Here is a 12,151-nt window from a genome sequence, read left to right as displayed (position 1 = left end):
TGTTTTGTTAATGATTGATTATTTAATGTTCATTCGGATCGTTTTCTGCATCTGCATGAGTCGGGTGGACTGTTCCTTCTAAGTGATCGGGTCCAGCATATATTGTATATAACTTAAGTGGTTTAGCTCCAGTATTCTCGATATTATGCCACTTATTTGCGGGCACAAATACAGCATCATCATCAGATACTTTTATTTGTACATTTAAATCATCTTCAGTTGGCCCCATCTTACATAAGCCTTCACCATCTTCAATTCGAATAAATTGATCAATGCCTTCGTGTACTTCTAAACCAATATCATCACCTGGTTGAATTGACATGACAGTTACTTGTAATTTTTCGCCTGTCCAAATTGTCGTACGATAGTTATTATTTTCCTTCGTTGCATCTCCGATATTTATTACATACGGCTTTTTACCATGGTCCTTGTAGTCAAATTCCATATTAAATCCTCCTCGTAATAGTTCACACATCTAAAATACATATGTTACATAGACAATAACATTTACATAAAAGTTTGTCAAATAATATAAATGTTGTTTATAAAAAAAGTATTGAGGGAGCAAAATATATTTATATTAAACAATGATTTGAAGGGGCACAATGAGAGAATAGTTTTCTAGATTTAAAGGCAAGCTTATAAGGCAAAGGTATAGTTATACGAGAATAGTCAACAACAGATAAATGAATCACTTATATAAGCAATACAAGTGAGGGTGATGTGTTGTTAGATCGATATTATCAACAATATAAAAAAGAAGTTATAAAATCAATTGATATTCCTGAAGAGAATTTATTAATAACGATCGAAACAATTAATCAACTAAAAAATTATTTCACCGAAGCTGTTGAAAAGATTGATCAAATAAATAACTCGAATTAATCAGGTACAAGCTATTAAGAGCCCCCTTAAATCCAAACGAGGATTAAAAGGGGGCTCTTCTTAAATAAAACTATTTAACTGCTTTAATACTATCTATTAATACTTTAAAGAAAAAGCCAAGACCAATTGTTAGTAGAATATGCCCAATACCAGCAATCCCAGACATCATTTCGGATGATTCCATTCCCATCACAATCATTGATCCATGGATTAACATAATTAGTAAAGATAAGCCTAAACCGGATTGGTAGAACATAATGAATTTTTTATAATGGCGGTGTGCGCTTAATTTAAATTGGTGTTCAAGAATTAATACAATTAAGAAAAAGAACATTCCTAAAATTAAAGTGTGTGTGTGTAATACCCCTAATTGAGTATAGCCAGTAAAGTCATAAATTCGAGCGAATTCACGATCAAATAATCCGAAAGCCAGACCTAAAATCATATAAATCATACTCGTACGTGCTAATTTGTGTTGCATATTACTCTCCTTTTGTGTTGTTTAAGCCATGAAGTAACCAAGAAATCTTTCGATTGTATTCTAAGAGAAGTGTTTGTGAATCCCACTCATTGGCGATAAATTCAGTTAAACTATTTGTAACCAATGACATGACAAAGTATAAAAAGCTCATTGCTTCTTTTTTATTTGAGATATCAAGGTGGTTCTTTTCTAATATCGAAAACCAATGATCAAACATCTTTGATTCAGATGGAACTTTACGACGTCTCGAGAATATTAATTGATCACTTCCTGTTAAGAATTTGATTTGTTTCCATCGAATATCCTGATGATCGAGGTGACTAATTTCCTTCAAGTAATTCGCAATCCCATCAAATAGGGCATTCTCACTTTGTTGAATGTGCTGCATAATATCAATATGAATTGCGCGTGCAACGGTTGATATTAAGTAATCATTCGCATCAGCCAAATCTTTAAAATACTTATAAAAAGCGCCCCGAGACATATTCATTAAAGAAATGATTTCCGACACCTTCACTTGACTCAGCGGCTGATCGTAAAGAACATCCAATAAAATCAATTCAATCTGTACGCGTTTTTCAGCATCTAAATGTAAAAAAGTATCTTTTGGAATATCAAAACCTCCTCTATAACTTATTAGTGACAGAGTGTCACTATGTGAGTATAGCACGAGAGTGACACTTTGTCATTAATGATTAAAAAAATTAATATTTGCTTAGTTAAAGGGTTGGTGGTAAGTTTTACTTGAACAAATTATTCATAAAGGAGGGCAAATAATGATTGAAAGAGAAGAGTTATTTGACTACATTGAAGATAAATATAAAGTTAAACCCGACCATCCTTGGGATACCTTTGAGAATTATGCAGCCTTGAGACATAAGGACAATGAAAAGTGGTTTGCCCTTGTTATGGACATCACTCCAGATAAGATTGGCCTAAAAGGAGATAAGAAAATCTATGTCCTGAATCAAAAAGTGAGAAATGAATTCATCGGCATGCTCAGAAAAACAGAGGGGATTTACCAAGCTTATCACATGGACAAAGATAATTGGGTGACCATTAATTTGAGAGAGATGGATTCAATGGGTGATATTGAAGATTTAATTGAAGAAAGTTTTGATTTGATGAAATAGGGTTGAGTATAAAGAAGATATATTAAATCAATTCAAAAGGAGTTTTCATATATGCTTGGTTTACCTAGAGGTGAAGTGTTTTTAGTTCCCTGGACAGGTGAATGGGAAAAAGAATTTTTACTAGAGAAAAGAAGAATCCAAACTAAGATTGAATCCTATCCAGTTAAAATCCATCACATTGGTAGTACTGCAGTAAAGTATTTAAGTTCAAAGCCTATTATTGATATCGCCATTGAAATTGAGCAATTTAGGGATGGAGAAAAGTGTATTTCGGCCTTAGAATCACTTGGTTATACTTATCATGGTACAAACATATTACCCGATCGACATTATTTTACTAAAGGAGAACCTAGAACTCATCAAATTCATATGTATCAAACTGGAAACGAACATTTGGTAGATCAGTTAGATTTTAGAGATTATTTGAGAAATAATAGTCAAGTCAAAAATGAATATGAAACATTAAAGATAGAATTATCAAAAATAAACAAAACAAATAAGCATAAATATGCTGAGGAAAAAACTGCATTTGTTCAATCGATATTGAGAAAAATCAATCATCCTTAATATATGAATGAAGTTTAAAAACCATGACCATCTTTGGAGTAGTATTGATTATAGCCTTCATGAGTAAAAATGAATAAAAAAAAGGTTTCCTATCAGCCTTTGAAAGCTGGTAGGAAACCTTAGTGAAGCTATTATGGAGATGAGGAGATTCGAACTCCTGTCCAAATATCTCGCCACTTACGAATCTACGTCAATAGTTTATCCATTTAAAGTTTGGCTCACTGTTAGCCGATAAACGGGCATCGCAGTTCGCGAGTCTGGTAATCTCTTATTTAACTTGCAGACGGAAAGTTAAATCGTATCCCACTGAATTTGAGACCGGCATCTGAGCACATGGGCGATGCCAGGCCGATCTTCACCCGCAGTTCTTAGGCTGCTAAAGCGAAATTATTGTTTGTTTTGTTTGCAGTTATATTTAACTGTAGCGTTTTTAGGAAGTCGCTGCCTTCCTGACGCATCATAAGTTCGAACAATACCTGTCGAAACCAAGACATCCCCGATATGATACTCAACTAGTATAGCACGGAGAGTATCATAAGTCAAACTTAGTCAGTCTTTTATCTACTCCGACTCTAACTGAAACGTCTTCTCAGTGACTTGAGTAATTTCTTCCGGATTGTATCTGACTTCTTTCATTTGAACCTTGCCTTCTTTATCAACAACAATTGCTGTTGTAGAAACTGTACCAAACTCTTGATACCCACTTAGGAAAATCGAAGAACTTTGTCTAGCATACTCTTTGTCTAAATGCTCTGGGTAATGCTTAAAGTCTGGATTAGGTGTCTTGTCTTGAAAGCTTTTAATCATTTGATTGACAGATGGGGCTTGGTTCGCCTCAAGCATTTGAGTTAAATCACTTTCAGATTGAGTTTGACGGTACTTAGATAAATCATCTTTCGTATTACTCACACTATGAATCCCATCGGATAGGGGAGTCATAGCATCCGAGACATTATCATATAGATACAGGTCATCTAGTGTTCCAAATAATAAATTATACCCATCATAGTTCAGGCGGTTCTTTCTTAATTCCTTCGCATACTCAATAGCAGTCATATCGCCTTTAAGAAAATTCGAAATCAACTCACCACGCGATGTTAATTCAACCGGTTCATGCTTTGTAAAAGGCTGATTAGTCAAAGCGGCAAAGCGACCTGTCTTTGTCATGGCTAACCATGTTCCGCCAGCTTTCATATCACGGCCACCAATAATGTTTGGCTCATCTTCCCAGAAATGAATCGCCTTACTTTCTCTATGGTAAGACTCATCCCGGTTAGCAATTAGTACGAATGGATACGGTCTATCCGCATCTTTATTGAATGTAATTAAGCACATATGTGTCACCTCCTATATTATACTTATTAATTCATCTTCATTTGATAGTATATCATTAAGATATAAAATAAATATGAATTTGCTTCAAGTTCAAAAAATAATATATAATTAAATAATTAGCTATTTAGTTATATAATGATATGAATGTGAATTCACATGGGAGATTTTCATGCAAAAAAATACCTACACAAAGGTATTTAAAAAAACAAAGTATATCATTATAACTTTTTCACTAATCATGATATACTAAATTTGTTGGAAATTTATATTTGACAATCGAAAAAGAAATTTGAGGAGAGAAATATTTATGATAATTGGAATTCCGAAAGAAATTAAACCAAATGAAGATCGCGTTGGTATGACACCTGGTAACGTGCAAACGTTAGTGGATGCAGGTAATACTGTGTATGTTGAAAAACACGCTGGTGACGGATCAGGTTTTACTGATGAGGAATATATTGAAGCTGGCGCAGAAATCAAAGATGATGCAAAAGACGTATGGGCCGCTGATATGGTAATTAAAGTAAAAGAACCTCTACCAGCAGAATATGATTACTTCCACGATGGATTAATCTTATTCGCCTATCTACATCTTGCGCCTGAATTAGACTTAACTCAAGCATTATTAGATAAAGGCGTAATTGGTATTGCATACGAGACAATGGTTGAAGACGGTACGTTACCATTACTTACTCCAATGAGTGAAGTAGCAGGACGTATGGCTGTTCAAATTGGTGCTCACTTCTTAGAAAAACATAATGGTGGACGTGGAATTCTATTAGATGGTCTACCAGGCGTGAGCAGTGCCCACGTTGTTGTTATTGGTGGAGGAATCGTGGGATACAACTCAGCGAGACTCTCAGTTGGTATGGGAGCTAAAGTAACAATTTTAGATATTAATCCACAACGTTTAGCTGAATTAGAAGACTTATTAGGTGGACAAGTTGAAACACTAATGTCTACTGAAGAAAATATTGCGAAAGTAATCCAAGATGCTGACGTGGCTATTGGTTCTGTATTAATCCCAGGACGTCGCGCACCAATCTTAGTAACTGAAGATATGGTTAAAACAATGAAAGAAGGATCTGTGATCGTCGATATCGCTGTTGACCAAGGTGGTAACTTTGAAACAACGACTCACGCGACAACACATAAAGACCCTGTATACATTAAACATGGTGTTGTTCACTATACAGTTGCGAACATTCCAGGTGCTGTACCACGAACTGCGACATTAGGATTAACTAACGTAACATTACGTTACGCACAAGAAATTATCAACAAAGGTGTTAAAGAAGCAGCTTTAGGTAACTCAACAATCTTAACAGGAATTAATACTTATAAAGGTATTCTTACTCAAGAAGGTGTTGCTGAATCACAAGACCGTGAATTCACTGACGTACATGAGTTATTTGATAAATAATTAAATGAATGAAGGTTTAACCCGGGAGCAGAGATGCTTCTGGGTTTTTGTGTTTTTTAAGGTTCTTTGTCAAATAGTGTTGGTAAATATTTAAGGCGATAGATTTAGTTCTATCGTCTTTTTTTATGTAAGTATATTAGTCATCTGTTGGATGAGAGTATATTCGTCTATAGAGCTGCTTCGTCACAAAAATACAATGGGCGTACAGGTTCAGCATTAAGTTGTTGAAGCTGGGTTGAGATTAAAATACGACATCTTAAGTGACCGTAATTGCGATAACCATAGCCAGATCGTTTAATCATCTTGATTTTGTTTACGGTACCTTCCACAACCCCATTCGAGAGTGTATAAGTTAAGCTGTTTTCAATATCTAACGCGTAGGAAGTTAAGGTTCGAAACGCCGTTCTCACTTTGTGTGGGAAGACATATTTCTTACTTTCCATTAAGGTAGTCTCAAACGCTTGGAAACGCCGGTAGCGAATGGCCTCAATCAGTCGGTGCACAAAGTCATAAGTGCGTGCCAGTTGAGCATCCAGTTGGATTAAATAGTCTACCATGCCTTGTTCACTGATCAACCCATCAAATAATCGATGGGTATGATAGTGGGTAAAATCCAACGCTTCGCGCGGCTTCAAGAGCAGCTTCCACAATCGTTTAAGCTTGGTATAATCCCGGGGCTGAGTATAGCGTAGCCGATTCATAACCCGAATGCGATACACGTTTAACACTCGGTTTAAGAGCTGAACGATATGGAAGCGGTCAATAATGACATGGGCATTCGGGAATAACCGCGGTAAAAAGTCTCGATAAGGGGAATACATGTCCATGGTGATGGTTTTCACCTGCCGCCGTTCTTCCAGTGAGAACCGTAAGAAATAAGCCCTTAAATACCCTTGAGTTCGGTCTTCAAGGATATCCACCATTTGATGTGTCGCGTTATCCATTAACACACACGACATTGCCCTGGGCACATTTTTAACCGATTTAAATTCATCGATCGCCAAGTGGGACGGTAAGCGGCTAGGCTTAGGATTTAGGTTGTCCCCATAGGTTTTTAATTGACGGATGACCGTCGTAGTTGAAACATTCAGGTGTTGGGCGATGAAGGTCATGGACTGCATCTGAGCTAATTCTTCAATGATGACATACTTCACCGCATTAGAAATAAAACAACGCCGACGAGTTAAGGAAGTGACAGCTACTGTGGCCCACGGCAATGTTTACACAAATAGCGTTGTTTCCTTAACTTTTAATAGATAGGCTGAAAGTTGTATTGTCCCAATAAAACGACGGAATTCATCGTACCGTTTCGTATGATATCATGACTACTTTGATTTAGACAGCCACAGTGAGAACAGGCTTGAGGCAGATGATCGAGATCCCCGTCATCGTGAGGACTTTCGATGGGCACCTTCACATCCAGGGACGTCGTTTGAACCGACGGACGGAATTGTTGAACATCTCCATAGGATTTTTCTTGTAAACCATGCGTTAATTTAATGTGAGGGTCTTTAATTCCTAGTAAAAGAGCGGTAGAATGTAAGTAAGCAATTTTGATTTCCTTTCTTATGTGTTTGGTCGTACTTACATCATAACGGAAATCACTGGCTTTTTGTGTATACAAAAATAGTGCGGGTGATTTCTCACCAACACTAAAAATTATAGAACCTTTTTTTGTATAGGGAATTGATTATTTATGTGATAAATAGGAATTGAGGGTGCTTGGCTAGGGAATTGAACCCCCTCAACTCCATTATAGCTTTACTAAGGTTTCCTAACAGCTTCTAAACGCTGGTAGGAAGCCTTTTTTAATTCTAAAGCTTTGCTTACAATTGCTATAAACCATTACCAACCATTACCATTTCCATTACTACTCGAAAAATGGTAATGGTTTTTAGTTCTGGATTTTTAACGGCAGCTTTTACTATCTTCGTAGTATTTTCAATAAGAAAGATGTTATCGTAATCTACTACTATTAGTTTATTGTCATCAATAGAAACAATCTCTATATATTGAAGTAGAAAGGCATAGACTTCAACTTCTGTTTGAAACTTTTCAATTACTAGTTCTCTTAAATCCTTGTATATATCAAAAAGATTTTATTTTAGTTTTGCATATTTTGTTTCAATTTTTTACTATTTAATTCCAAATATCCCTGAGTTCAATGGAGAAAAAGCAAACCAAACATAAATACTTATTGCTATTATTACTATCGATATAAAATATAAAAAAAGTAACAAAATACTTTTTAATGTAACCTTCTTGTGCAGAACATTATTTTTTATATAAAGAAATAATGTTCTTAAACAGACTGCCAACAGAATGATAGATATAATTCCTATTGGATAATAGCCTAGAGAATACTTTTCGGGGAGTATAATATATAAGGCGTATATTCCAATGAACAAAAAATCTATCGACAATAAAGTAAAAAAGTCTTTTTTTTCAACCAATTTCAATCCACTCCTTTGTTCCTAATTTGACATAATCTCTGAAATCCTTTCAAAAAGGATTTCTCTTAAGGTCAAGTGAAGTACTATTCCTACAATAAATATTTTTTTCTTATACAATAGAGATCCATTAAATAATTTTTAATCAACCGTATATTTACTTATTATATCTCTTTTTTACTAATATTAGTTATCTTTCCTATTAACATCGAAAAAAGGGTAATGGTTTTTAAATTCAAGTTAACAAACTTCTTTAATTTTCCATAAATCTAGCAAATTTATCTGCGGTGTCTTTCTTTTCTTCTTTAGTAACATGAGCATAGATATTCATTGTTGTTTGAATATCCGTGTGTCCTAGGCGAGCCTGTACATCTTTTATTGAAGCTCCCATAGAGAAGAGGATACTACAATGCGTGTGTCGTAACCCATGAACGGTAATTTGTTTGAGTCCATTACGCTTTTGCACATTTCTCATACGGTTATTGGGAACATTAATTGAATAGAAATTATTTCTAGTATTCGCAAAAACATTCTGATCGTGTGTATTGGTATTAAATCCAAGTTTCAGCATGAATTGAGCCTGATACATCTTCCACAGCTTTAAAAGCTTCATAGAGTCATAATCCATATCAATCACTCTTCGACCTTTCACCGTCTTCGTAGGTTGCATGATAATCTTATTATTTAAGCCCCTAGTAAGTGTTTTACTAATGTTGAGTGTAGATGTATCAAGATCAATATCCGACCATTTAAGAGCTAGTATTTCTGATTTTCGAGCACCACTGTACGATAATATCCTAAAGTACGTATATCCGTTTATATCTAAATTTTCAACCATTGTATCTTTAGTTATATTCAAATTTAAATTCTGTTTTAGAACGGTGTCTATACATTCAAAGTATTTCTAGTAATAACACAGTTTATTGATACGCATCAATTATTACAGCGGTTACCTCTTGTATACTGTAGATGTAACAAAAATACAAATGCGGAGGATTTATAGAAATGGACAAAAATATAGCAAATGACATAAATGGAAAATTAAACTTTTTACTGGAAGACCATGGTGTAACATTTGATGATTCTAATATGGCTGTAGACTCTTTAGATACTTTTCACAAAAAAGCAGACGCTTTGTTAGTCGCGCATAACTGTGAGATACCAGAAGCAGCGCATGATATTACTGGCTTGCAGCCGAAATTAAATATGCTGATTCAAGGGCATGGAGCGGAATTTGATGATTCGAATTTAGATCCCAATAGTATAGATACTGTCCTTCAAAAACTTGAGATTCTACAAGATGAACATGGTGCATAAAAGAAAAAGAGTCGCTATCTTAACGGATAGTGATTTTTTTATTCGAATGTTTAAATGAATGTAAGAGATTGATATAAATCAATTCGCAAACAAAATATTCGGTCTATACTAACTGTGTAATCAAAACATTCAGAGTAATGACTAAAAAATAAAGGAGAGAGAAGATGATGACGATAACGTTTCAATTAGAAAAATTGACCTGTCCATCTTGTATGCAAAAAATCATAGACAATGTAAATGAATTAACGGAGATAGAAACAATAAAAATTTTATTTGATAGAAGCAAAGCAAGAGTAGTATTTGAAGACAATAAAATATCAGAAGAAGAAATTCTTCATAAGATTGAAGAGATTGGATATTCAGCAAAGAAAATATAATAACGTATGAAAGTTGATTGGGGTCAATTTTAAATGAAAAAGCGCAGGGTATACTGTAGTCAACAAGTACAAACTAGGAGGAGAAAGAAATGGGTTTTCAGCAAAAAATATTAAGCAGTAAAAATAAAATCACACTTATCTCAGGAATTTTAATCGTTATAGGATTTATTGCACACTTTGGTTTTGGAAACACACAAGTTTTTAATATCGCATTCATTATCGCATCTATTTTAGGGGTGGCACCAATCGCCATTCAAGCTTTTGGGGCTTTAAAGGTAAAAGTAATTTCAATTGATGTGTTAGTAACCATCGCAGTAATCGGTGCTTTCCTCATTCAAAACTATGAAGAGTCAGCTATCGTAACGTTCTTATTCTTATTCGGTAGCTGGTTAGAGGCTCGCACATTGAACTCTACTCGTTCAGCGATTAAAGAATTGACAGAAATGGCACCAGAAGTAGCTTTTAAACAAATGGAAAATGGTGAATTTGAAGAAGTTGATGTATGGGATGTTGACGAAGGCGATATCCTACAAGTCCGTACAGGTGGAAAAGTTCCAGTTGATGGAACGGTTGTTATTGGTGAAGGTCACATTAACGAAGCATCAATCACTGGTGAAGCGGATCCGGTTCGAAAAGAAACAGATTCAGAAGTCTTCGCAGGTACAATTTTAGAAAATGGAACCCTACAAATTCGTGCAGACCGTGTAGGAGAAGATACAACTTTCGGTAAAATTATTGAGCTTGTTGAAGAAGCTCAAGATTCAAAATCAGAAGCTGAACGCTTTATTGACCAGTTCTCGCAGTGGTATACACCAACTGTCTTAGTCTTAGCGTTTATCGTGTGGATTTTTAGTCAAAATATCGAGTTGGCCATTACAATACTAGTACTCGGATGCCCAGGTGCATTAGTCATTGGAGTACCTGTTTCTAACGTAGCTGGTATCGGAAATGGTGCAAAAAATGGTGTATTATTAAAAGGTTCAGAAGTAATTCAAGACTTTAGTAAAGTTGATACGATTCTATTTGATAAAACAGGAACTCTAACTGTAGGTAACCCAGAAGTTGCCGAATTTAAAACCTATGGGGATGCAGATCAAGCACTAAGCTATCTGGCAAGTGTCGAGAATGAATCGGATCACCCACTCGCAAAAGCGGTTCTTTCACAGTTAGGCGATATTGAAATGTATCCAGTAGATGAAACAAACGTTGTAAAAGGTGGAGGAATCGTCGCAGAAGTCGATGGCCACCGCGTTGCAATAGGAAACGTCGCTTTAATGGAAAAAGAAAATATCCAATTAACAAAAGAAGCTCGTGAAGATTTTGAAGCCTACGAAAAACGTGGAAACTCATTAGTTATTACAGCAGTCGATGGTGAGTTGAAAGCTCTAATGGGGATTCGTGACCAAATTCGCCCAGGGATTAAACAAGATTTACAAGCGATGAAAGCTTTAGGTGTTAAGAACTTAATCGTACTATCAGGAGATAACCAAGGTACTGTTGATTTAGTCGCTGAAGAATTAGGATTAACAGAAGCCCATGGAAACTTACTGCCAGAAGATAAGGCAGACTACCTCAAAGAACTCCAAGCTCAGGGTCAAATTGTCGCATTCGTTGGTGATGGAGTAAACGATAGTCCTTCATTAGCCCTTGCGGATATTGGAATCGCAATGGGTAGCGGAACAGACGTCGCTATTGAAACTTCTGATGTCGTTTTAATGAACTCAAATATGAGCCGCTTGCCTCACGCTTTAGGCTTAACTAAAGCAACCGCCAATAATATGAAACAAAATATTGTCATTGCAGTTGTTACTGTACTTGTTCTTCTAGCAGCCGTTTTCTTCTCAGACTGGATGAACATGTCAATCGGTATGTTAGTACACGAAGGAAGTATCTTAGTCGTTATCTTAAACGGTATGAGACTATTGCGCTACAGACTCAAAGGAACTATGTAGAAACGGCGAACGCAAAAGAGGTTCATGTATAAAAAATACAATAAAAACTAAATAGATTACGATAGAATTTCCAATATAATATAGTCGAACAAATTTCGAAAAAAGGGAGTGTCAATAATTATGTGTAAATGAAGTACTCCTTCTATAAAATCGATTTATTAATTTGTTAATCTTTCAAACATTTTTTCTAGCTCTGCTTCAGCTTGTTGGAAGCCGCGGTGAATCCGTGTC

The 12,151-nt window shown here is 35.4% G+C and carries 14 protein-coding genes and 1 other RNA gene; 7 read left to right on the top strand and 8 right to left on the bottom strand.

Annotated features, from left to right (window positions below; translation table 11 throughout):
* Nucleotides 1-22 precede the first annotated feature (22 nt).
* Nucleotides 23-445 (bottom strand): cupin domain-containing protein, encoded by a 423-nt coding sequence (locus tag ACEN4N_RS06705; RefSeq protein ID WP_407090831.1) that lies wholly within the window; start codon nt 443-445, stop codon nt 23-25.
* Nucleotides 446-726: 281 nt separating this feature from the next.
* On the opposite strand from ACEN4N_RS06705, the gene ACEN4N_RS06700 reads away from it, so the two are divergent.
* Nucleotides 727-885 (top strand): hypothetical protein, encoded by a 159-nt coding sequence (locus ACEN4N_RS06700; RefSeq protein ID WP_407090830.1) that lies wholly within the window; start codon nt 727-729, stop codon nt 883-885.
* A gap of 70 nt (nt 886-955) precedes the next feature.
* On the opposite strand, the gene ACEN4N_RS06695 is transcribed toward ACEN4N_RS06700, so the two are convergent.
* Together ACEN4N_RS06695 and ACEN4N_RS06690 are read right to left on the bottom strand one after the other, a co-directional pair.
* Complete coding sequence (locus tag ACEN4N_RS06695; RefSeq protein ID WP_407090829.1) at nt 956-1,366, bottom strand: DUF2871 domain-containing protein; 411 nt, start codon at nt 1,364-1,366, stop codon at nt 956-958.
* A 1-nt stretch (nt 1,367) separates the two neighbouring features.
* Complete coding sequence (locus ACEN4N_RS06690; protein ID WP_407093921.1) at nt 1,368-1,925, bottom strand: TetR/AcrR family transcriptional regulator; 558 nt, start codon at nt 1,923-1,925, stop codon at nt 1,368-1,370.
* Nucleotides 1,926-2,142: 217 nt separating this feature from the next.
* Here ACEN4N_RS06690 and ACEN4N_RS06685 point away from each other — a divergent pair, with 217 nt between their 5' ends.
* Both ACEN4N_RS06685 and ACEN4N_RS06680 read left to right on the top strand, forming a co-directional pair.
* Nucleotides 2,143-2,499 (top strand): MmcQ/YjbR family DNA-binding protein, encoded by a 357-nt coding sequence (locus ACEN4N_RS06685; RefSeq protein WP_407090827.1) that lies wholly within the window; start codon nt 2,143-2,145, stop codon nt 2,497-2,499.
* A gap of 51 nt (nt 2,500-2,550) precedes the next feature.
* The gene (locus ACEN4N_RS06680; protein ID WP_407090826.1) at nt 2,551-3,066 is read left to right on the top strand and encodes a GrpB family protein; all 516 of its coding nucleotides are present in this window, start codon (nt 2,551-2,553) and stop codon (nt 3,064-3,066) included.
* A gap of 131 nt (nt 3,067-3,197) precedes the next feature.
* Here the strand turns inward: ACEN4N_RS06680 and ssrA are convergent.
* Nucleotides 3,198-3,564: a transfer-messenger RNA gene (gene ssrA / locus ACEN4N_RS06675) on the bottom strand.
* A 63-nt stretch (nt 3,565-3,627) separates the two neighbouring features.
* Nucleotides 3,628-4,401 (bottom strand): NRDE family protein, encoded by a 774-nt coding sequence (locus ACEN4N_RS06670; RefSeq protein WP_407090825.1) that lies wholly within the window; start codon nt 4,399-4,401, stop codon nt 3,628-3,630.
* Nucleotides 4,402-4,708: 307 nt separating this feature from the next.
* Between ACEN4N_RS06670 and ald the strand changes: the two genes are divergently transcribed.
* Entirely contained in the window at nt 4,709-5,824 is a 1,116-nt protein-coding gene (gene ald / locus ACEN4N_RS06665) for an alanine dehydrogenase (protein ID WP_407090824.1), read from the top strand.
* Between the two features lie 167 nt (nt 5,825-5,991).
* Here the strand turns inward: ald and ACEN4N_RS06660 are convergent, their stop codons facing one another.
* The 3 genes from ACEN4N_RS06660 to ACEN4N_RS06650 all read right to left on the bottom strand — a co-directional run bounded on the left by ACEN4N_RS06660 (nt 5,992) and on the right by ACEN4N_RS06650 (nt 9,112).
* Entirely contained in the window at nt 5,992-6,978 is a 987-nt protein-coding gene (locus ACEN4N_RS06660; RefSeq protein ID WP_407090823.1) for an ISL3 family transposase, read from the bottom strand.
* Between the two features lie 95 nt (nt 6,979-7,073).
* Nucleotides 7,074-7,448, bottom strand: coding sequence for a hypothetical protein (locus ACEN4N_RS06655; RefSeq protein WP_407090822.1), 375 nt, complete (start codon nt 7,446-7,448; stop codon nt 7,074-7,076).
* A gap of 1,079 nt (nt 7,449-8,527) precedes the next feature.
* On the bottom strand, nt 8,528-9,112 hold the full coding sequence (locus ACEN4N_RS06650) for a site-specific integrase (RefSeq protein ID WP_407090832.1): 585 nt from the start codon (nt 9,110-9,112) through the stop codon (nt 8,528-8,530).
* 167 nt (nt 9,113-9,279) lie between these two features.
* Here ACEN4N_RS06650 and ACEN4N_RS06645 point away from each other — a divergent pair, with 167 nt between their 5' ends.
* The 3 genes from ACEN4N_RS06645 (at nt 9,280) to ACEN4N_RS06635 (ending at nt 11,920) form a co-directional block, all read left to right on the top strand.
* A complete protein-coding gene (locus ACEN4N_RS06645) occupies nt 9,280-9,591 on the top strand; it encodes a hypothetical protein (protein WP_407090821.1) in 312 nt (103 codons plus the stop codon).
* Between the two features lie 164 nt (nt 9,592-9,755).
* On the top strand, nt 9,756-9,968 hold the full coding sequence (locus ACEN4N_RS06640) for a heavy-metal-associated domain-containing protein (RefSeq protein ID WP_407090820.1): 213 nt from the start codon (nt 9,756-9,758) through the stop codon (nt 9,966-9,968).
* A gap of 89 nt (nt 9,969-10,057) precedes the next feature.
* Nucleotides 10,058-11,920 (top strand): heavy metal translocating P-type ATPase, encoded by a 1,863-nt coding sequence (locus ACEN4N_RS06635; protein WP_407090819.1) that lies wholly within the window; start codon nt 10,058-10,060, stop codon nt 11,918-11,920.
* Nucleotides 11,921-12,151: the final 231 nt, after the last annotated feature.

This window comes from Ruoffia sp. FAM 20857, assembly GCF_045528645.1.
Taxonomy (GTDB): domain Bacteria; phylum Bacillota; class Bacilli; order Lactobacillales; family Aerococcaceae; genus Ruoffia; species Ruoffia halotolerans.
The sequence above is the reverse complement of the archived record's forward strand: the minus strand, read 5'-3'. Positions and strand labels throughout refer to the sequence as shown.

Excerpts from the sequence above, each read along its gene's own strand:
- ACEN4N_RS06705 (WP_407090831.1), bottom strand. The coding sequence starts at position 445 with ATGGAATTTGACTACAAGGACCATGGTAAAAAGCCGTATGTAATAAAT.
- ACEN4N_RS06695 (WP_407090829.1), bottom strand. The coding sequence starts at position 1,366 with ATGCAACACAAATTAGCACGTACGAGTATGATTTATATGATTTTAGGT.
- ACEN4N_RS06685 (WP_407090827.1), top strand. The coding sequence starts at position 2,143 with ATGATTGAAAGAGAAGAGTTATTTGACTACATTGAAGATAAATATAAA.
- ACEN4N_RS06680 (WP_407090826.1), top strand. The coding sequence starts at position 2,551 with ATGCTTGGTTTACCTAGAGGTGAAGTGTTTTTAGTTCCCTGGACAGGT.
- ACEN4N_RS06670 (WP_407090825.1), bottom strand. The coding sequence starts at position 4,401 with ATGTGCTTAATTACATTCAATAAAGATGCGGATAGACCGTATCCATTC.
- ald (WP_407090824.1), top strand. The coding sequence starts at position 4,709 with ATGATAATTGGAATTCCGAAAGAAATTAAACCAAATGAAGATCGCGTT.
- ACEN4N_RS06650 (WP_407090832.1), bottom strand. The coding sequence starts at position 9,112 with ATGGTTGAAAATTTAGATATAAACGGATATACGTACTTTAGGATATTA.
- ACEN4N_RS06645 (WP_407090821.1), top strand. The coding sequence starts at position 9,280 with ATGGACAAAAATATAGCAAATGACATAAATGGAAAATTAAACTTTTTA.
- ACEN4N_RS06640 (WP_407090820.1), top strand. The coding sequence starts at position 9,756 with ATGATGACGATAACGTTTCAATTAGAAAAATTGACCTGTCCATCTTGT.
- ACEN4N_RS06635 (WP_407090819.1), top strand. The coding sequence starts at position 10,058 with ATGGGTTTTCAGCAAAAAATATTAAGCAGTAAAAATAAAATCACACTT.